The organism is Pseudomonas sp. GL_103 (assembly GCF_057835175.1).
The window spans coordinates 1,590,001-1,607,958 of sequence record NZ_CM174420.1 but is presented as its reverse complement, the minus strand read 5'-3'; the positions used below and the strand labels follow the sequence as shown (position 1 = coordinate 1,607,958).

The following is a 17,958-nucleotide window of genomic DNA, read 5'->3' as shown; positions in this document are numbered from 1 at the left end:
CCGTGACGACATGTCTGAACCAACCTTTCTGAACAACGAAATTCGCGACTGGCTGATGGATTGCGGCCTGTTCAATCAGCTGCTGCCGGCGGACTTCGCCGCGGCTTCGGGCTACTTCAGTATCAGCACCATTGCCCAGGGCGAGGAGATCTTCCAGGAGGGCGATGCGGGCAGTTTCATGTGCATCATCCACACCGGTCAGGTGGCGGTGCAGAAAACCACCGCTGACGGGCAGCGAGTCACCATCGCCACCTTGCGCAGCGGCCGCTCGTTCGGCGAAATGGCCGTGCTTGATGGCGAACGGCGCTCGGCCAGTTGCGTGGCCGCGAGCAACTGCCAGTTGCTCAACCTGGGCAAGGACTCGCTGGAAAAGATGCTCAACGACGCACCGAAAATCGCCGCCAAGATCATCCGCGCCCTCGCCGTGTCCCTTTCCAAACGCCTGCGCATGGCCGACGGCCAACTGCTTTCGCAGCAGGTCTAGCCGCCCGGTGACTTGGGTTTCGGCAGGTTCGGCTCAATCCCCGGCACGGGCTGATCCTTGGTCGGCGGGCTCGGCATTTCAATCGGCACCAACGGCGGACCGCTACTGCCAGGGCCGACTTTAGGCAAAGGCGCCGGGCTGATCTGCGGGTAAGGCGTGGGCGTCGCGGTGCCGGGCGAACCGGGCACCGGCGCTGGGCTGACGGGAATCGATTGCAACTGTTGAGCCTGCACTGCAGTTATCGAGAGCGCGGCCAGGGCAATGACCGTTAGAATGGTGCGCTTCATCAATGGCTCCGTTGGCCTTGTCGTCATAAACAGGCTACTCCCAACTGCGTCTGTTTGCCCTCCCGAGTTCTGCCAATTTTCTTCAAGTGAGCCCCATGAAACGTTTCGTTCTGCTGGACACCATCCCCATCCCTGAAAACGGCGGCGCCCTGTGCCTGTTCGAATACGGCGAGGATTTTGTCATCAAGATCCAGGGCGGCGACGGCGGACAATTGATGAACACGCGCATGCACGGCTCCGAAGACGCCCTGGCCGAGATCCCGTGTCGCAAGGTCGCCGGCCGACCAAATTCACGAGTGCTAATCGGCGGCCTGGGCATGGGTTTCACCCTCGCTTCGGCGCTCAAGCACTTGGGCAAGAGTGCCGAAGTGGTAGTCGCTGAATTAGTGCCTGGCGTTGTGGAATGGAATCGCGGGCCACTCGGCGAGAAAGCCGGAAACCCGCTTCAAGACCCGCGGACCGTGATTCGCATGGAGGACGTGGCCAAAGTCCTGCAGGCCGAGCCCCAGGGTTTCGATGCCATCATGCTCGACGTCGACAATGGCCCCGAAGGCCTGACCCAGAAAGCCAATAGCTGGCTGTACTCCGCCGGCGGCCTGAGCGCCTGCGCCAAGGCCCTGAGACCAAAAGGCGTACTCGCCGTCTGGTCGGCCAGTGCTGACCGGCAATTTTCCGACAAACTGAAGAAAGCGGGTTTCAAGGCCGAGGAAGTACAGGTCTTCGCCCACGGCAACAAGGGCACCCGCCACACCATCTGGATTGCCGAGAAGCTCAAGGGCTAGGCTAAACTTCACCCTATAACCGTCATCAGTCTTTCTACAAAGGTGAACCCATGAGTTCGTCCACCCCGACCAACACCTCGAAGCTGGATCGCATCCTCGCCGACAACCAGCGCGACAAGGAAATGGGCTACCGCGACAAGGCCCTGAAGATGTACCCGCACGTCTGTGGCCGCTGCGCCCGTGAGTTCTCCGGCAAGCGCCTGAGCGAACTGACCGTGCACCACCGCGACCACAACCACGACAACAACCCGCAGGACGGCTCGAACTGGGAGCTGTTGTGCCTGTACTGCCACGATAATGAACACTCGCGTTACACCGACCAGCAGTATTTCGACGAAGGCTCCCTCAGTACACCGAAAATCGCCAAGGCCACGCACAACCCGTTTGCGGCGTTGGCCGGGTTGATGAAGAAGGAAGATTAAAAGCAAAGATCGCAGCCTGCGGCAGCTCCTACATTCGATGTATACCTTGTAGGAGCTGCCGCAGGCTGCGATCTTTTGATCTTGCCTTTCAACCCCCTCGCTGCCGCCCAATCCCCGTATAATCGCGCTTTTTTCCCGAAAGGCACCCGCTCGTGGCAGACAAACGGTACAGCTGCATTGGTTTGTATAACCCCAAATCACCGGAGAACGTCGGTTCGGTGATGCGCGCCGCTGGCTGTTATGGCGTGGCGTCGGTGTTCTACACCGGCAAGCGCTATGAGCGCGCCGCCGACTTCGTCACCGATACCAAGCGCGTGCACTACGACATCCCGCTGATCGGCATCGACGACCTGAAGAAAATCCTGCCCCTCAACTGTGTGCCCGTCGCCGTGGAACTCGTCGACGGCGCCCGCCCGTTGCCGGAATATACCCACCCGGATCGCGCGCTCTACATCTTCGGCCCGGAAGACGGATCGCTGGATAAAGAAATTCGCGACTGGTGCGAAGACGTGGTCTACATTCCGACCACCGGCTGCATGAACCTGGCCGCCACAGTCAACGTCGTGCTCTACGACCGTATGTCCAAGGGGCTCAATACTCGCTCCGGGCCAAAATTCCGCTAATCGCCGCACATCCGATTGAACGAGCTGCCCGCCACGGCTGTCAGCTTGACTATCGACCCCTGAAGCCTGGAGACAGACCATGAGCGAACTCAAACGCGTCGAGCGTATCGAATCCACCCCGTTCCAGAGCCCTTCCGAGCAGAACGTGCAGGGCTGGGAACGCATTGACTCCCTGGCCGGCGGCGTGGTGATGGTGGGCAAGGGGCTGCGGCGTGGCGGGATCTTTGGCCTGATCCAGGTGGCAATCGGCGGTGTGGCCCTGGCGCGTGGAATTACCGGTCACAACTCGGCGAAAAGCCTGCTGGAGAAAGGCCGTCAGGACATGAATAACGTGCGGGCGAAAATCCAGCGGGCGGGGGAAGAACTGAGCCAGTTGAAGGCCAATGCCGAGGCGGCGACCAAAACCTCGACCGTTACCGGCAATGATTCCTTGAAATCACCGAATACCGGCGTTTGATCAGGCTTGTCCGGCGGGGCTGATGGCCCTATCGCGAGCAAGCTCGCTCCCACAGGGTCATGTGGCGTTCACAACATTTGCGTTCACCACCAATCATTGTGGGAGCGAGCTTGCTCGCGATGACGGACTCACTGAATCAACTCGGTGCTCAGTACCTTTGAAGAGCCACCGATCACGCTCTCGCTGAGTTGAACAAACGCCTGGGTATCGATATCCCCCAGCCGCATCGCCCCGCGCAACACATCATCCAGCGAACGTTTGTTATGGGTTTTCAGGCGAATCTCGCGATCCAGCTCCTGCAGCAACACCACCGCCCTGGCCACCTGAACCGCAGTGATCTGTTCACCGCGCAGCGTGGTGACTTTCTGGCTGTTCTTGACCAGGTTGCCGTGCAGGTTCTCGTAGCGCTCATCGCTCATGCCGCCAGCCCGGCGCACCAGTTCGATGGCGTAGTACTCGGCAAAGCCTTCGCTGATCCAATCACTGCGCTGGGTGCCGTTGATCCGCCCGAACATCTGGGCCAACTCGCGGACCAGGGCACTGGTGCCGCTTTCGCTGACCAACGGCAGACGGCTGTTGAGATAGATCGACTCGTGCGCCGACTGACTTCCGCGCCACATTGGGTCATTGGCCCCGACGATCAGCAGTTTGCCCGGGTGTCGCGGATACAGCGCCTGCACTTGCGGCCAGACGAAGGTCAGCAGCGTCAGCACATCCATACGGCGCATGCCCTGCCCCATCGGCGAGGCGACGGTGACTTCGGTCTCGCCCAGACGAGTACGGCGGCTGCCGAGCTGGCCCGCGAGCATCCAGCCCGTGGGCCGGTCGAACAGTCGGGCAGGGTTGTCGATACGGAATTTATTCGGGCCGATTCGTGGCCACGCGGTTTCAACGCTTTTCCAGCCACCGGGTAGTTCGAACTCAAGTCGTGAAACCAGTTCGATGCCGTCCTGTTGATCGAGCCTGGCAGCCGGCACCAGATCGTCGCCGCGCATCAACGCCCAGTTTGGCGTCATGCGCGTGTCGAAGTTGCCGCTCTTGCGCCCGTGGCTGATGTTCACACGGTAGGTCAGGCTGGCCTTGTCAGCAGTCGGGCGCCACACACCACGCGCCGCTTTGCCGGGGGTCAGTTGCCATTGGCCGTCAGCCTTGAAATCGCTGTAGTGGCTGCCGTCGCCGAGGTCGAAATCCAGGCTGCGTACCGCCGACCCCTGGGCGAGCGTCAGGCGCACTTCGGCCTGATCGCTCTGGGGTAACAGGCGCACGTGGTAATCCAGATTGACCTTGTCCGCAGCCCATGCGGGCGAATTCACGGCCAGTAATCCAAGGACCCACGCCTGCCGCCATCCCACAGCCATACACACTCCTTCGTGAAACGTTGATCGTTGGCAATCAGCCTGCGCGGAAAATCAGGTGATCTTCCCAGTCATCTTCCGGCACGCTGCCTTCGGCGAGCATGCGCCCGGACTGGGAAATCCGCTCGTGATGAACGGCATCGCGATCACCACACACCAGGTGATGCCACAACGGCAGGTCCTTGCCTTCGCTGACCAGGCGATAGCCGCAGGTCGGCGGCAGCCATTTGAATTCGTCGGCCTTGCCCGGCGTGAGCTGGATACAGTCCGGCACGGAGTCACGACGGTTGGGATAGTCCTTGCACTGGCAGGTTTTCAGGTCCAGCAGTTTGCAGGCGATGCGCGTGTAATAGACGCTGTTGTCGTCTTCGTCTTCAAGCTTTTGCAGGCAGCACAATCCACAGCCGTCGCACAGCGACTCCCATTCCTCCTGATCGAGTTGATCGAGGGTCTTGCGTATCCAGAACGGTTCTACTTTGGCGGCCATGGTTCGAGTATCGACATCAGGTGGTGAAAAGGCCGCCAGTCTAGTGCCCATGGCCCCTTGGGCCAAGCATTGGCGACTGTCGGTAGAACGGGCTTGTCAGTTTTTGCGCTGCCAAGTAGGGTTTTGCGTTGCTCCCACTTTCAAACGTAGCCAGGAATCTCTTGATGAGTGCCAACCCACGCGTTGCCGATTACGCCATTCACCCTCAGTTCACCGATCGCTGGTCGCCCCGCGCCTTCACTGGCGAAACGATTGCAGAGGAAACCCTGCTGAGCTTCTTCGAAGCCGCCCGCTGGGCACCCTCGGCCTACAACTCGCAACCCTGGCGCTTCCTTTACGCACGTCGCGACACGCCGAACTGGGAGCGTTACCTGGGCCTGCTGAACGAATTCAACCGTAGCTGGGCACAACATGCGTCGGCCCTGGTGATCGTGATCTCGAAAACCACCTTCGCCGCACCTGGCGCCACCGAAGAAACCCCGGCCCTGTGGCACACCTTCGACACCGGTTCCGCCTGGGGCCACCTGGCCTTGCAAGCGAGCCTGAGCGGCTGGCACACCCACGGCATGGCCGGCTTCGACCAGGAGCTGACCCGCAAGGAGCTGAACATTCCTGAAGGCTACGCCCTGCACGCGGCCGTCGCGGTGGGCAAGCTGGGGGACAAGGCGAGCCTGGCGGATTACCTGCAAGCCCGTGAAGAACCAAGCCCGCGTCGCCCGTTGAGTGAGTTGGCGGCTGAAGGTGATTTCACCCTCTGATAACAAAAGATCGCAGCCTGCGGCAGCTCCTACAGGTGTACACATCACCCTGCAGGAGCTGCCGCAGGCTGCGATCTTTTTTCGCTGCGCCTCAATACCCGCGATCGAAATCCACTTCCCCGCGCAACGCCTCTCCCGCCTGATACGCCCGCAGGTTCTCGACAAACAGCTTCACCATCAGCGAAGGCGAAGTCGGTGCCGAGCTGTGGCCGGTCAGCAGCAGGCCCCAGGCCGTCCAGAACGGATGACGCTGGGGCAAGGGTTCCTGACGGCACACGTCAATCACCGCGCCGGCCAGATGCCCTTCCTTCAAGGCATCCACCAGATCCGCATCGACCACCGCCACACCGCGCCCGGCGTTGATGAACAACCCGGTCGGCTTGAATTGCTTGAACAGCGCCGCGTCGTAGATATCGTGGGTTTCCGGCGTGTTCGGCAGCAGATTGACCACGTAATCGACTTCACCGACCAGCCGCGGCAGATCCGCCAGTGAACCGACTTCGATAAACGGTGCCTGTACCCGCGCGCTGCTGGCAACGCCATACAACTCGACGCCGAACGGTACGAGGAACTGCGCGACACTTTGACCGATATCACCGGTGCCGACGATCAACACTTTGCGCCCGGCCAGGCTCTGGACCTGGCGACTGTCCCATTTGCGCTCGACCTGGCTGACCAGTCGCGCCAATACTTCACGTTCGTGACCGAGCATGTACGTGAGTACGTACTCGGCCATGACCTGGCCGAAGATTCCGACTGCGCGGGTCAGCCGATAGTGCCGCGGCAAGCCATCGGCCAGCAGCGGCGTGATGCCGGCCCAGGTCGATTGCAGCCATTGCGGTTGATGGCCCTGGCGTAACAGGGTCGCCAGCAAATCTGGCTGGCCAAGCCACACCGGACAGTCGGCGGCCTGGCTGGCCAGTTCGGCGGAATCACCGCTGGTCAGCACCTCCAGGTCCGGTGCCGCCTCGCGCAACAGTTGGGCGTACACCGGGTGGTCGTGTTCAGCAATCAGGACGCGCATGCTTCAAACCTTTCAAAAACGGTGCAGACGGCCGCCGAAAGAGCGCTGCTCCGTCGATGCTGCCGTCGCTAAAATCAATCAGTGTTTCATAACCACTCTGAACAGAATCTGTGTGCCGCTCACACCGGATCGTTGCGACGCAACAATTCTTCCGGCAGGTGCTCGATGTACTCGTCTTCGGCAGGTGGCATTTGCAGGTGATAACCCTGTTTTTCGAGGTTTTCCAGCACGACCGCGATGTCCTCGCGCGACAGTTTGCGCTCGGGGCTCAGCACCAGGTCGAACGCGTGGATGGCCTTGCCGAAGGCTGCCATCAGGGGATCCGGCACGCGTTCCAGAGCATCGCTCTTGAGCACATACAGGTACATTTCGTTTCTCTTCGAGCTGCGATAGATGGAACAAATACGTTTCAAGGCTGTTCTCCGGCGGTGGCCAGGCTGTCGAGCAGCGCCTGGCCCATCAATTCGCGGCGCCAGCCACGCAGCGAATCAGGCAATTGGTAGGGACCATTGGGGAAGCCGCTCTTGAGCAGCGCTTCCAGGGTTTTCTTGCGCAGCATCAGTTCCGGCGCGATGTTCAGGCGCTCGGCTTCGGCCTGGCCTATGGCCTTCATTTGTTTGAGCAGCGCAGCGGCATCCACCGGCAATGGCTCCGGCACGGCTGGCGGCCATTGATCAGGCGACACACTGCCAGAGCGCTTGATCAGATCAAGCAGAAACTCGCCGTCCTGACGCACGGTACGCGGGTGCATGTCTTCGATTTTCGCCAGGGCGCCGAGGTTATCCGGTTGCGTACGCGCCAGCGGCCACAACGAATGCTCGCGGATAATCCGGTTGCGCGGCAGGTCGCGGACCCGGGCTTCCTTTTCGCGCCAGGCGCAGAGCTCACGCAAAACAGCGAGTTGGGCGCGGGACAGCTTCCAGGCCAGCTTGGCATCGCGATAGACCTCGTACGGATCGATCTCGCGGCGCAGGTTGGCCACCAGTTCGGCGCCGTCTTCCAGGACCCAGGCGTATTTCTCGTCAGACAGCTTTGGACGCAGCTTTACGAAGACTTCAGCCAAATGCACGGCGTCTTCGGCGGCATAGCTGATCTGGGTTTCGGAAAGCGGACGTTGCAGCCAGTCGGAACGGGTTTCCCCCTTGGGCAGGTCGATGCCGAGCACTTCCTGCACCAGTCGCGAATAGCCCATGGAAAAACCAAGGTTCAGGTAAGCGGCAGCCAACTGCGTATCGAACAGCGGCGTCGGCAGGCTGCCGGTCAGGCGTAGCAGGACTTCGAGGTCTTCGCTGCACGCGTGGACAACTTTGAGCACTGCCGGGTTTTCCAGCAAAGCGGCCAATGGCTGCCAGTTGTCGATGGTCAGCGGGTCGATCAGATAGGCGCGAACGCCATCACCGATCTGCAGCAGGCCGGCGATTGGGTAGAAGGTGTCGACCCGCATGAATTCGGTGTCGAGGGCAACGAATGGCAACTGCTGCCACTCGGCGCACAACCGTCCGAGGCTATCGTTGTCGCGAATCCAGTGAATATCGATGGCCACACGGCTCTCCCTTGAAGAATGGCGCGCAGTATATATCGCCCCCGGCGATTTCCGCGCATCCACTGAACAAGAGCGTTAGCGAAAATTACTGCGTGACATACAGAATAGTCCTACAAATCCGGGCTAGCTGGTCTTTCACAGCACCTGGACCAGTGCGAGAATCACCGTGCCCGGCCAACACCGGCCAAAAACCAGGTCGGCGGTCGTTGCGTGAAACAGAGTCAGAGGCGATCAATCCTTGGCCAACACGCCGTCGGCCACTGGACCGCGACATCCGGCAAACATGTCCAGATCCTGGTGGTAGACCTTGCTGTCGACCTCCAGCAGACCAAGCATCGAATGGAACAGGTTGTCCTGGCTCAGGGGCCTTCCACGGCTCTGTTGCAGGCAGCGGGTATCTACCGCAAACGATTTTTTGTAGCTGTCGGAAAACCAGGCAAACATCGCGACATGCTTTTGTTGCTCCGGTGCGAGCATGTAAGGCGTGCCGTGGAGGAACAAGTTGTATTCGCCCAGGGACTCGCCGTGGTCCGACAGGTACAGCATCGCGGTATCCACTTTGTCCTGGTTGCTGCGCAGCAGATCGATCAAGGTCGACAGCACATGGTCGGTATAGACCAAGGTGTTGTCGTAGCCATTGACGATACTTTCGCGACTGCAATTGTTCAGGGCATTACTCTCGCAAACCGGGGTGAAGCGCTCGAACTCTTTCGGATAACGCTTGAAGTATTCCGGACCGTGGCTGCCCATTTGGTGCAATACCAATACCGTGTCCTTGTCCAGGGTATCGATGAAATGCTGCAGCCCTTGCAGCAGGATTTCGTCGCGGCATTCACTGTTGGCGCACAGCGCCGGGTCCTTCAGATTGCTGACGTCGTCAACGGTGACGCGATCGCACGTACCTTTGCAGCCTGACTGGTTGTCACGCCAGATCACGTCGATACCCGCATGCTTGAGCACGTCCAGCAGGCCTTCTTCGTTCTTTGCCTTGCTGGCGTTGTAGTCCTTGCGCCCCATATTGGAGAACATGCAAGGCACCGATACGGCGGTCTCAGTACCGCAGGAATGCACATCGGTGAAAGCGATCAGGCCATCTTCCTTACTCAGTGTCGGAGTGGTGTCGCGGCTATAGCCAAGGATGCCGAAGTTCTCCGCCCGGGCACTTTCACCCACGACAAGAACCGTCAGGGATTTGCGCCCGTGAGTTTGCCAGGCCGGATTGCGCCGGGCATCTTCACCGATCTTGACAAAGGGCTGCCGGGCCGTCGCTACTTTCTCGCGCAAAAAACCAGCCGACGCGCCAATGTAGTTACTAGGCACCACCATCAGGCGCAACTCATGGTGATTGCGAAACAGCGAAGACAGGCCTTGATAGTTAACCAGTGCAACACCACCAATGACCGCTGCCGAGGCAAAAGTCACCAGAACTTTACTGAGTAGTTCACGGTGCCAACGACGATAATTAATCGGTGTCTTCCACAACAGCCAGGACGGTAAAACGCCGAGCAGTAAAATATAAACAAATAACTTGAGCGACAGTAAGTCACGCACTTCCGTGGCATTGGTCTCAGCAAAGTTACGCAACATGCCGGTGTCGATCAGAACACCATACTGGCTCATGAAATACACCACGCCCGCGCTGGTCATGAACAGCAGGGTCAGCACCGGCTTGAGCACCGGCCGAAATGCCAACAGGGTCAGCACAATGTTGAAGGCCGCGAAGATCATCGCCCCGAAGGCCACGCGCATGACGATGCCTTTGCCATCGGACGCGGTGATTTCGAACAGGTGCTGCCAGAGTACAAAATTGAAGCCAACTAACAAAAATGCACTGGCAATCAGTGTCACCCATTCGGGGCGCACGGCTTTAATCTTAAGCATGAGATTCGGCGGGTCCTGAAAATGAGTATCTTCGGTGAATGTGAAAATTTCATTTACCGAGACAGCTCTAATTTTAGGTAGCCAACAATCAATTTTTTGTGAAAAAGAAGCCAACAATTAGTTGGCTTATTAATCCCGCCTGACACTTTCAGACTATTTGAGAATGGTTCAGCCCTGGTTTAGCGTTGACTCAAGCCTGGTGCAAATACCAGCGCCAGTCCTGCTCACCGACCTCCCCCATGAATTGACGATATTCGGCGCGTTTCACCGCCAGGTAGACGCCGAGGAATTCGCCGCCGAAGGCTTCCCTGGCCCAATTCGAACTTTCCAGCGATCGCAAGGTGGTCAGCCAGTCTGTCGGCAACAGTTTCGTGGCCTGGGCGTAGCCATTGCCTTCCACCGGCGCACCAGGATCAAGTTGTTCGCGGATACCGCGATGAATACCGGCCAGAATCGCGGCAGCCGCCAGATAAGGATTGGCATCTGCGCCACAGATTCGATGTTCGATGTGCCGGGAATACGCCGGTCCGCCAGGGACACGCAAACTCACGGTGCGATTGTCCACGCCCCAGGTGGCCGCCAGGGGCGCATAGCTGTTGGCCTGGAATCGCCGGTAGGAGTTGGCGTTGGGGCAGAACAGCAACAGCGAATCGAGCAAGGTACTGAGCATGCCTGCGACGGCCTGCTTGAGCAGTGGCGTTCCATCCGGGGCTTCGCTGGCGAAGAGGTTGTTGCCGTCCTTGTCCGCCAGGCTCACGTGCATGTGCATCCCGGTGCCGGCCAGGTCATCGAAAGGCTTGGCCATGAAGCAGGCTGTCATGCCGTGCTTGTGCGCCACCCCCTTGACCAGACGCTTGTAGCGCACCGCTTCATCCATCGCCTGTAGCGCGTCGGAGCGGTGCTCAAGGGTGATTTCCACTTGCCCCGGCGCGTATTCGGAAATTGCCGTGCGCGCCGGTATCCCCTGGAGCTTGCAGGCGCTGTAGAGATCGGCCAGGAACGGCTCGATCTGTTCAAGCTCGCGCAAACCATAGACCTGAGTGCCGCGCGGACGCCCGCCATCGACATCCCGCGCCGGTTGAGGCCGGCCATTGCTGTCGCGTTGCTGATCCAGCAGGTAGAACTCCAATTCCGCCGCCATCACCGGGTAATAACCGTCAGCCTGCAAACCTTCGATGACTTTCGTCAGCAAATGACGAGGATCGGCAATGGTGGCAGGCATTCCCTCCGTCGGGTGCATGCTGACCTGCACGGCCGCCGTCGGAATCAGACGCCACGGCATACGCGTGAGGCTGCCGCTGATCGGGTAGGCCCGGCAGTCGATATCACCGACATCCCAGACCAGCCCGGAGTTTTCCACGTCATCGCCGTTGATGGTCAGGCCGAGGATGGTGCTCGGCAATGGCCGCCCGCTTTCATACACCGCCAGCAACTCATCACGATGCAGCAGCTTGCCCCGCGGCACTCCGTTGTTGTCGAGGATGAACAGCTCGAACATTTCAATATCCGGGTTCTGCTCCAGAAAGGTCAGGGCTTCTTGTCGGGGGGCAAACGAGGTCGTGGCACAACTCATGGGAACTCTCTTTTTCCGTGTCAGACGGGTACGCAAAAGCACCCGCACTTTAATCCCGCCATCAAGCGGAATATGTAGGAACAATCAGCGGAAAAAGCAGGAATCCGGCGGGCGCGCATGGCGGCAATGCCACAGCGCCCAAAAAGCCAGTTCAGAAGGAAGTGCAGAGAGGTTTGGCGCGGTGGCGGGCATGAATCGACGGCCAAGGCTCGACGCCCGAGCGTCGATGGATGCCTTGAGGTGGAATGCGACTGGCCAACCGTCCATAAAGAGAACCGCAGAAAACAGATGACCCGCAGCGTCACACGATGGCTTAAGTCGTTAAATCAGGATTTGAAGAACCTTGGATGTCGTCTGGCTAAACATTTGGCTGTTCAGTGGTGTCCCCTGTGGGAGTGGCTTGTATTTAATTTCTAAATACCATGCCGGACTTTCTGATTTGCCGCCTCCAGGCCTCGCGCGCCTAATCGGAACCCTTCTGTTCAAGGTCCGATCATGGAAAACACCCGAGCCACTTCCCGCCCTGCCCTCTGGCTCATGTTCAGCATTGTCCTGGTTGCCCTGAACCTGCGCCCCTCCATGGCCGCTGTCGGGCCTCTGCTCTCGGCGATTCGCGACGACATTACGCTGAACTTCAGCCAGGCTTCACTGCTGACAATGTTGCCGGTGACGGCCATGGGACTGGCGATGTTTGTCGGCCTGCGCGTCAGCCAGCGATTTGGCGACCAGCGCACGGTGGTGTTCTCGTTGCTGATCATCGGCGTGGCCACGCTTTCGCGGTTGTTCCTTGATTCAGCCGCGCAGTTGCTCCTCAGTGCGGTGCTGGCAGGTATCGGGATCGCCCTGATCCAGGCCCTGATGCCAGCGCTGATCAAATCCCGCTTCAGCGACCACGTTGCCCTGTGCATGGGGCTCTACGTCACGTCGATCATGGGCGGTGCCGCCATGGGTGCTTCCTTTGCGCCACTGGTGATGGAGCGTACCGGCAACTGGCGTATGGGCCTGGCGATCTGGGCCGTTCTCGCCGTGCTGGCATTACTGTTCTGGAGCCCCCAACGCCCAAGGATACCGACACTGGATACAAAGGCATCCAGCAAAGGTTCGTTCTTCGCCAATTCCCGCGCGTGGTTACTCGCGATTTTCTTTGGCCTGGGCACTGCGTCCTACACCTGTGTTCTGGCCTGGCTGGCGCCGTACTACGTGGAAAAGGGCTGGAGCGAACAGCACGCCGGATTGCTGCTCGGATTTCTGACCGCCATGGAAGTGCTGTCGGGTCTGCTGACGCCCGTCATCGCCAATCGCAGCCGCGACCGCCGCATCGTGCTGATGGTATTGCTGACACTGATCATCGCCGGTTTCTGCGGACTGATTCTGAGCCCACGGCATTTGAGCCTGATGTGGCCATGCCTGCTGGGGCTGGGCATTGGCGGCCTGTTCCCGATGAGCCTGATCGTATCGCTGGATCACCTGGACAATCCATTGCGCGCCGGTGGCCTGACCGCATTCGTGCAAGGCATCGGCTACTTGATCGCCGGCCTGTCGCCGCTGCTGGCGGGAGTAATCCGCGACCAGCTCGGCAGCTTTGAATGGGCCTGGTGGTCGCTGACGGCGGTCATGGCGCTGATGATGCTGATGGTTTTGCGCTTCAACCCGAGGCACTACACCCGCCATATCGATTGACCCGGAGCCTGCCATGAAAACCACCGGTTTCGCCGTCGCTCACGCCAGCATGCTGCTTTGGGCCTTGTTGATCGCCGCATCGTTTTCCGCGGCGGCGCAAGTCAGCCAGGCCATCGACCCGATCCTGCTGACAGGTTTGCGCCTGCTGTTTTGCGCCTTGGTGTTTCTGCCACTGTTGCTGCTCAAAGGCGATGCCGTCATCGCCGCCCCCGGGCTGCTTGGTCACGCCGTGCTCGGCCTGCTGCTGGCGCTGTACTTCGGTTCGCTGTTCGAAGCATTGCGCTACACCTCGGCCGTCAACACCGGGACGATGTTCACGCTGGTGCCGCTGCTGACCCTGGGTTTCGAAGCCATGCTGACACCTGACCGCCGTCTGAAACAACGGATTGTGCCGATGCTGCTCGCCGCTGCCGGGGCGGTTTTGTTGATCATGAAAGGTACGGGTCCCGGCGAGTTGCCATCGCCCTATGCATTGACGGTGTACGGCATCGGTTGTTTGGCAATGGCACTCTACGCCCCCCTCAGCCAGCGCCTGAAAGCCAATAGCCTCAAGGGACGCGGGCCGGTGCCCATGACGTTCTGGAACATGCTGTTCGGTGCGTTGTTCCTGCTGGTGTTCTGTGGATTCAGTGGCGGTTGGCGCTCGGCATCATTACTGACGCTCAACGATTTCTATTGGCTGATGTACCTGGCGGTGTTCGCCACCCTGGCGACGTTCTGGCTGCTGCACCGGGCCATAGGCGTGATCGCACCGTCCTCGGTGATTTCCTACATCTACCTGAGCACGCTGTTCATCACCTTGTTTCACTGGCTATGGGGGCGCCAGATGCCGCTGCCGCTGGAAATGGCCGGTGCGGTGCTGGTGGGTCTCGGCATGTTCGCGCTGTTGATGTCCAGCCGCCGCGCCGTGTCGGCGATGGTCCAGGGCTGACAGGGTCTTGGGCGAAACGTCCTGCAAGGCATTTTCCCTGCTCGCTCATTCCGCTAGGATAATTCACCCACCCTTGCACACGCTCAGCGCAAGGGACGCAGCGAGACGCAATGGATGCTGAACAGTAATTCGCTTAGAAAACTCGACATGCAGGACCTCATGGTGTTCGTCGCCGTGTATGAGCAGAACAGCGTCACCGACGTATCCGAGACGCTTTGCGTCAGCCAGTCCACGGTGAGTTACTGCCTGAAAAAACTGCGCACCAGTTTCGAGGACGAACTGTTCATCAATACCCGTACCGGCGGCATGCAGCCCACCGGCAAGGCCAGCGCGATGTACCCTCACGTGCTGAAAATCCTGGAAAGCATCAACCTGTGTCACGCCGGCCTACCCACGTTCGACCCGGGCCTGCAACCGGTGACCTTCAACATCTGCGCACCGGAATATTTCGAGCAATTGATCCTGCCGCGCCTGTTGAAAACCTTCGACCTCGCCGATCTTCCGGTGATGGTCAATGTGTTCAAACTCCAGGCCGATATCCCTGCCGAAGCGTTGCGCGAAGGCAGCCTCGACCTGGTGATGTGCTTCGGTCCGAACTTTCATCGCAGTCACGTCGATTTCAAATCGCAGACGCTGCTCGAAGATGACCTGGTGTGTGTGTTCGACAAGCGCGCCACGCCGGCGGAACCACGCTTGAGCCTGCAAACCTATGTCGAACGTCGACACGTGTTCCCGACACCCTGGACGTCCGCCACCAACATGGTCGACGGCTGGCTTGCGCAGCAGGCACAAAAGCGTCAGATCGTCGCACGCGCCAACAGCTACAGTGCAGCGCTAAAGCTGATTACCGGTACCGACTATGTCCTGACCCTGCCTCGGCGCATCCAGCGATTGCTGGCCAGTGCAGACACCTTCAATCACTGTGAAGCGCCTGAAGGCTTGCCGGGTTTCACCCTCGACATGCAGTGGAACCAGGGTGTTGATCAGGACAACGCCGGCACCTGGCTGCGAACGCAAGTGATGCAGGCCTGCGTCGAGCAGGAATCAGCCTGATGTTCAGTTGTTGATGGCGGTCTTGCTGTAGGAGTCGCGATCGATGTCGAGAATTTCCACGCACAACTGGACCTCAATGCTGCTCGGCCATTCACACAGTTCCTGCACTACCGCCAGCAGGCTTTCAGACATCTGTTTCTTGATCTCTGCGGAACGACCACTCAACAGCGCCAGTTTCACATGCACGAACGCCCGCTCGGCCAGTGCCGTGCCGACCTTGAACGTCTCGACCTTGACCGCGCGGCTCTTGATGTCGAATTCGGCAGCAAACTGACCGGAACCCACCAATGTATTGTTCAATCGCATCAATGCCACATCGGCATTCAGATCAGTCAGGTTGGCGGTGTATTCCATGTGCAGGTGAGGCATGAGCGGGTTCCTGTAAGTGGGTGGAGAGGTTGAACATATAACACAGCGTCGCCCTGTTCATTCAGGCTGTGGCAAAACGGCACGCTCACTCATGAACGCTTCCAGACGCGAGCGCAACCAGCGCTCGGCAGGATCGGTATCGACATGACTGAGCCAGACCATGGACAGGTCCAGGGTGGGTGTCTGGATCGGAAAGGGTTCCTTGAACAGCACTCCCGATGCAGCCATCGCCTCGGCGGTGTAGTCCGGCAGGCTGGCAATCAGGTCCGTCCCGGCAAGCAGGGCCGGCAAAGAACTGTATTGCGGCACCGAGAGCACCACCTGGCGCGTGCGGCCGATGTCCGCCAGCCACTCGTCGGCATAGCCACTGACGTTGGCGGTATGGGACACCAGCACGTGCGGCCGCGCGCAATATTCATCGAGGGTCAGCGGTGTGTCGGAGGCATCGGCGCGCAAAATGCTGGGCTGAATATGCCGCAGCAACTTGCGCTTGGCATTGGCCGGCAAGCCACGGGTCTGGCTGATACCCACCGTGATATCGCCGGACGCCAGCAAGTCGGGAATCCGCCAGTAATCGACATGCTGCACCACAAACACCACGTTGGGCGCTTCCTGGCGCAGCGCTCGCAACAATGGCGGCAACAGGCCGAACTCGACATCGTCGGACAACCCGATGCGGAACGACATCGTGCTGCTGGCCGGGTCAAAATCATGGGTCAGGCTCAAGGCCACGGACAACGAATCCAGCGCCGGCGACAGATGCCTGATGATTTCTTCGGCTCTTGCCGTCGGCTCCATGCGATGGCCAACGCGTATGAACAGCGGATCATTGAACATCGCACGCAAGCGGTTGAGCGCCGAACTGATGGTCGGCTGACCGAGAAACAGCTTCTCCGCCACCCGAGTGACATTGCGCTCGAGCATCAGCGTTTCGAATACCACCATCAGGTTGATATCCGCCTTGCGAAGTTCGTTGCGATTCATCCACTGCCCCCGATCCCTAAATCTGCTGACAGTTTAGGTAGCGGATGCGACTGCCGTCTATCCGACTCAGGTCCAACAGCCTGATGCGGGTTGAAACGAAGCTGCCCTGAACGAGCAGCTTCATCATCCTCAAACTAGATTTCCTTGATCGGGGTCTGGTGGCAGGTCCCCTTGATCAAACTGATTGCATGCAGGCAATCGGCCTTGTTGACGTACGCCTCCCCGCTGGCAATCGTTTCATGATTCCCTGCCCTCAACCGCCAACGCCATTGGCCCTTGCCAGTCAGAACAGTGCCGCCGATTTGTCTGTAAATCTCAAAATACATTGCTCGCTCCTTGCGATTACTGGTGACTGCAGATCAGTGATCTGCAGTCACCAGAATAAAGGAGGAGTTTCCAGGGCGATTACTTGCAATGTCAGGGGATATTTCGCACTGGAGACCCTGAATAATTGCGTGCGAACTTTCCCGCGGCCAAAAACAAAACCCCAACTGCTTTCGCAATTGGGGTTTCGGAATTTAATCTTGACGATGACCTACTCTCACATGGGGAAACCCCACACTACCATCGGCGATGCATCGTTTCACTGCTGAGTTCGGGATGGGATCAGGTGGTTCCAACGCTCTATGGTCGTCAAGAAATTCGGGTACTGAGTCGTGACCAGATGGCCTCGCTTCAGCAAATTGGGTATGCGATAGTTTGGTGTTTTGTGAGTATCTCGAACTTTCGGTTCGTTTCGTCTTCACACACCGCAATCTGGCTTTTAAGCGCAAATTGCTTGGGTGTTATATGGTCAAGCCTCACGGGCAATTAGTATTGGTTAGCTCAACGCCTCACAGCGCTTACACACCCAACCTATCAACGTCGTAGTCTTCGACGGCCCTTCAGGGGACTCAAGGTCCCAGTGAGATCTCATCTTGAGGCAAGTTTCCCGCTTAGATGCTTTCAGCGGTTATCTTTTCCGAACATAGCTACCCGGCAATGCCACTGGCGTGACAACCGGAACACCAGAGGTTCGTCCACTCCGGTCCTCTCGTACTAGGAGCAGCCCCTCTCAAATCTCAAACGTCCACGGCAGATAGGGACCGAACTGTCTCACGACGTTCTAAACCCAGCTCGCGTACCACTTTAAATGGCGAACAGCCATACCCTTGGGACCGGCTTCAGCCCCAGGATGTGATGAGCCGACATCGAGGTGCCAAACACCGCCGTCGATATGAACTCTTGGGCGGTATCAGCCTGTTATCCCCGGAGTACCTTTTATC

At 59.1% G+C, this 17,958-nt stretch carries 20 protein-coding genes and 2 rRNA genes (1 of these 22 only partly in view); 9 read left to right on the top strand and 13 right to left on the bottom strand.

All coding sequences use genetic code 11. The annotated features are described in order from the left end of the window. The first annotated feature begins 10 nt into the window (after positions 1–10). The gene (locus AC3IP0_RS07345; protein ID WP_150724348.1) at positions 11–484 is read left to right on the top strand and encodes a cyclic nucleotide-binding domain-containing protein; all 474 of its coding nucleotides are present in this window, start codon (positions 11–13) and stop codon (positions 482–484) included. Here the strand turns inward: AC3IP0_RS07345 and AC3IP0_RS07340 are convergent. Next, the gene (locus AC3IP0_RS07340) at positions 481–771 is read right to left on the bottom strand and encodes a hypothetical protein (protein ID WP_489318747.1); all 291 of its coding nucleotides are present in this window, start codon (positions 769–771) and stop codon (positions 481–483) included. The genes AC3IP0_RS07345 and AC3IP0_RS07340 overlap by 4 nt on opposite strands. Positions 772–866: 95 nt before the next feature. Between AC3IP0_RS07340 and AC3IP0_RS07335 the strand changes: the two genes are divergently transcribed. The 4 genes from AC3IP0_RS07335 (at position 867) to AC3IP0_RS07320 (ending at position 3,055) form a co-directional block, all read left to right on the top strand. After that, positions 867–1,553 carry a spermidine synthase gene (locus AC3IP0_RS07335; protein WP_489327053.1) on the top strand — a complete coding sequence of 229 codons (687 nt, stop codon included), beginning with the start codon at positions 867–869 and terminating at the stop codon, positions 1,551–1,553. Between the two features lie 50 nt (positions 1,554–1,603). Then, entirely contained in the window at positions 1,604–1,975 is a 372-nt protein-coding gene (locus tag AC3IP0_RS07330) for a YajD family HNH nuclease (RefSeq protein ID WP_007898702.1), read from the top strand. Between the two features lie 152 nt (positions 1,976–2,127). Then, positions 2,128–2,598: an RNA methyltransferase gene (locus tag AC3IP0_RS07325; RefSeq protein WP_150724345.1), complete on the top strand. Its 471-nt coding sequence runs from the start codon at positions 2,128–2,130 to the stop codon at positions 2,596–2,598. A gap of 79 nt (positions 2,599–2,677) precedes the next feature. Then, on the top strand, positions 2,678–3,055 hold the full coding sequence (locus tag AC3IP0_RS07320; RefSeq protein ID WP_489327052.1) for a YgaP family membrane protein: 378 nt from the start codon (positions 2,678–2,680) through the stop codon (positions 3,053–3,055). A 128-nt stretch (positions 3,056–3,183) separates the two neighbouring features. On the opposite strand, the gene AC3IP0_RS07315 is transcribed toward AC3IP0_RS07320, so the two are convergent. Together AC3IP0_RS07315 and AC3IP0_RS07310 are read right to left on the bottom strand one after the other, a co-directional pair. Continuing rightward, positions 3,184–4,413, bottom strand: coding sequence for a hypothetical protein (locus AC3IP0_RS07315; RefSeq protein WP_489327050.1), 1,230 nt, complete (start codon positions 4,411–4,413; stop codon positions 3,184–3,186). 34 nt (positions 4,414–4,447) lie between these two features. Continuing rightward, a complete protein-coding gene (locus AC3IP0_RS07310; RefSeq protein ID WP_095945369.1) occupies positions 4,448–4,897 on the bottom strand; it encodes a YcgN family cysteine cluster protein in 450 nt (149 codons plus the stop codon). Positions 4,898–5,061: 164 nt separating this feature from the next. Between AC3IP0_RS07310 and AC3IP0_RS07305 the strand changes: the two genes are divergently transcribed. Then, a complete protein-coding gene (locus AC3IP0_RS07305; protein ID WP_489318743.1) occupies positions 5,062–5,655 on the top strand; it encodes a nitroreductase family protein in 594 nt (197 codons plus the stop codon). Between the two features lie 91 nt (positions 5,656–5,746). On the opposite strand, the gene AC3IP0_RS07300 is transcribed toward AC3IP0_RS07305, so the two are convergent. The 5 genes from AC3IP0_RS07300 to AC3IP0_RS07280 all read right to left on the bottom strand — a co-directional run bounded on the left by AC3IP0_RS07300 (position 5,747) and on the right by AC3IP0_RS07280 (position 11,676). Next, positions 5,747–6,679, bottom strand: a complete 933-nt coding sequence (locus tag AC3IP0_RS07300; protein WP_489318742.1) for a D-2-hydroxyacid dehydrogenase — start codon at positions 6,677–6,679, stop codon at positions 5,747–5,749. Positions 6,680–6,798: 119 nt separating this feature from the next. Continuing rightward, positions 6,799–7,092, bottom strand: a complete 294-nt coding sequence (locus AC3IP0_RS07295) for a YcgL domain-containing protein (protein WP_033048390.1) — start codon at positions 7,090–7,092, stop codon at positions 6,799–6,801. Continuing rightward, complete coding sequence (rnd, locus tag AC3IP0_RS07290) at positions 7,089–8,222, bottom strand: ribonuclease D (RefSeq protein WP_489318741.1); 1,134 nt, start codon at positions 8,220–8,222, stop codon at positions 7,089–7,091. Before rnd ends, AC3IP0_RS07295 begins: the two co-directional genes overlap by 4 nt. A 231-nt stretch (positions 8,223–8,453) precedes the next feature. Next, entirely contained in the window at positions 8,454–10,103 is a 1,650-nt protein-coding gene (locus AC3IP0_RS07285) for a phosphoethanolamine transferase (RefSeq protein WP_489319729.1), read from the bottom strand. Between the two features lie 190 nt (positions 10,104–10,293). Beyond that, positions 10,294–11,676, bottom strand: a complete 1,383-nt coding sequence (locus tag AC3IP0_RS07280; RefSeq protein WP_489318740.1) for a glutamine synthetase family protein — start codon at positions 11,674–11,676, stop codon at positions 10,294–10,296. 495 nt (positions 11,677–12,171) lie between these two features. On the opposite strand from AC3IP0_RS07280, the gene AC3IP0_RS07275 reads away from it, so the two are divergent. The 3 genes from AC3IP0_RS07275 (at position 12,172) to AC3IP0_RS07265 (ending at position 15,340) form a co-directional block, all read left to right on the top strand. Then, the gene (locus tag AC3IP0_RS07275; RefSeq protein WP_489327049.1) at positions 12,172–13,356 is read left to right on the top strand and encodes a cyanate transporter; all 1,185 of its coding nucleotides are present in this window, start codon (positions 12,172–12,174) and stop codon (positions 13,354–13,356) included. Positions 13,357–13,369: 13 nt separating this feature from the next. Continuing rightward, on the top strand, positions 13,370–14,287 hold the full coding sequence (locus tag AC3IP0_RS07270; protein ID WP_489327047.1) for a DMT family transporter: 918 nt from the start codon (positions 13,370–13,372) through the stop codon (positions 14,285–14,287). Positions 14,288–14,401: 114 nt separating this feature from the next. Beyond that, positions 14,402–15,340, top strand: coding sequence for a LysR family transcriptional regulator (locus AC3IP0_RS07265; protein ID WP_489327046.1), 939 nt, complete (start codon positions 14,402–14,404; stop codon positions 15,338–15,340). A 3-nt stretch (positions 15,341–15,343) separates the two neighbouring features. On the opposite strand, the gene AC3IP0_RS07260 is transcribed toward AC3IP0_RS07265, so the two are convergent. From AC3IP0_RS07260 to AC3IP0_RS07240, 5 genes are all read right to left on the bottom strand, one after another. Continuing rightward, entirely contained in the window at positions 15,344–15,709 is a 366-nt protein-coding gene (locus tag AC3IP0_RS07260; protein ID WP_489318736.1) for a 5-carboxymethyl-2-hydroxymuconate Delta-isomerase, read from the bottom strand. 57 nt (positions 15,710–15,766) lie between these two features. Further along, positions 15,767–16,693 carry a LysR substrate-binding domain-containing protein gene (locus AC3IP0_RS07255; protein ID WP_489318735.1) on the bottom strand — a complete coding sequence of 309 codons (927 nt, stop codon included), beginning with the start codon at positions 16,691–16,693 and terminating at the stop codon, positions 15,767–15,769. A 134-nt stretch (positions 16,694–16,827) separates the two neighbouring features. Beyond that, positions 16,828–17,019 (bottom strand): YegP family protein, encoded by a 192-nt coding sequence (locus AC3IP0_RS07250; protein WP_489327045.1) that lies wholly within the window; start codon positions 17,017–17,019, stop codon positions 16,828–16,830. Positions 17,020–17,215: 196 nt separating this feature from the next. Then, positions 17,216–17,331: ribosomal RNA gene (gene rrf, locus AC3IP0_RS07245) — 5S ribosomal RNA — on the bottom strand. Between the two features lie 151 nt (positions 17,332–17,482). After that, positions 17,483–17,958: ribosomal RNA gene (locus AC3IP0_RS07240) — 23S ribosomal RNA — on the bottom strand; it runs 2,416 nt beyond the window's last position.

Bases quoted from the DNA above. Each gene is read 5' to 3' on its own strand.
- AC3IP0_RS07320 (WP_489327052.1), top strand. From the start codon at position 2,678: ATGAGCGAACTCAAACGCGTCGAGCGTATCGAATCCACCCCGTTCCAG.
- AC3IP0_RS07305 (WP_489318743.1), top strand. From the start codon at position 5,062: ATGAGTGCCAACCCACGCGTTGCCGATTACGCCATTCACCCTCAGTTC.
- AC3IP0_RS07275 (WP_489327049.1), top strand. From the start codon at position 12,172: ATGGAAAACACCCGAGCCACTTCCCGCCCTGCCCTCTGGCTCATGTTC.
- AC3IP0_RS07300 (WP_489318742.1), bottom strand. From the start codon at position 6,679: ATGCGCGTCCTGATTGCTGAACACGACCACCCGGTGTACGCCCAACTG.
- AC3IP0_RS07340 (WP_489318747.1), bottom strand. From the start codon at position 771: ATGAAGCGCACCATTCTAACGGTCATTGCCCTGGCCGCGCTCTCGATA.
- AC3IP0_RS07345 (WP_150724348.1), top strand. From the start codon at position 11: ATGTCTGAACCAACCTTTCTGAACAACGAAATTCGCGACTGGCTGATG.
- AC3IP0_RS07260 (WP_489318736.1), bottom strand. From the start codon at position 15,709: ATGCCTCACCTGCACATGGAATACACCGCCAACCTGACTGATCTGAAT.
- AC3IP0_RS07250 (WP_489327045.1), bottom strand. From the start codon at position 17,019: ATGTATTTTGAGATTTACAGACAAATCGGCGGCACTGTTCTGACTGGC.
- AC3IP0_RS07315 (WP_489327050.1), bottom strand. From the start codon at position 4,413: ATGGCTGTGGGATGGCGGCAGGCGTGGGTCCTTGGATTACTGGCCGTG.
- AC3IP0_RS07265 (WP_489327046.1), top strand. From the start codon at position 14,402: ATGCTGAACAGTAATTCGCTTAGAAAACTCGACATGCAGGACCTCATG.
- AC3IP0_RS07330 (WP_007898702.1), top strand. From the start codon at position 1,604: ATGAGTTCGTCCACCCCGACCAACACCTCGAAGCTGGATCGCATCCTC.
- AC3IP0_RS07255 (WP_489318735.1), bottom strand. From the start codon at position 16,693: ATGAATCGCAACGAACTTCGCAAGGCGGATATCAACCTGATGGTGGTA.
- AC3IP0_RS07310 (WP_095945369.1), bottom strand. From the start codon at position 4,897: ATGGCCGCCAAAGTAGAACCGTTCTGGATACGCAAGACCCTCGATCAA.
- AC3IP0_RS07280 (WP_489318740.1), bottom strand. From the start codon at position 11,676: ATGAGTTGTGCCACGACCTCGTTTGCCCCCCGACAAGAAGCCCTGACC.
- AC3IP0_RS07285 (WP_489319729.1), bottom strand. From the start codon at position 10,103: ATGCTTAAGATTAAAGCCGTGCGCCCCGAATGGGTGACACTGATTGCC.
- AC3IP0_RS07270 (WP_489327047.1), top strand. From the start codon at position 13,370: ATGAAAACCACCGGTTTCGCCGTCGCTCACGCCAGCATGCTGCTTTGG.
- AC3IP0_RS07335 (WP_489327053.1), top strand. From the start codon at position 867: ATGAAACGTTTCGTTCTGCTGGACACCATCCCCATCCCTGAAAACGGC.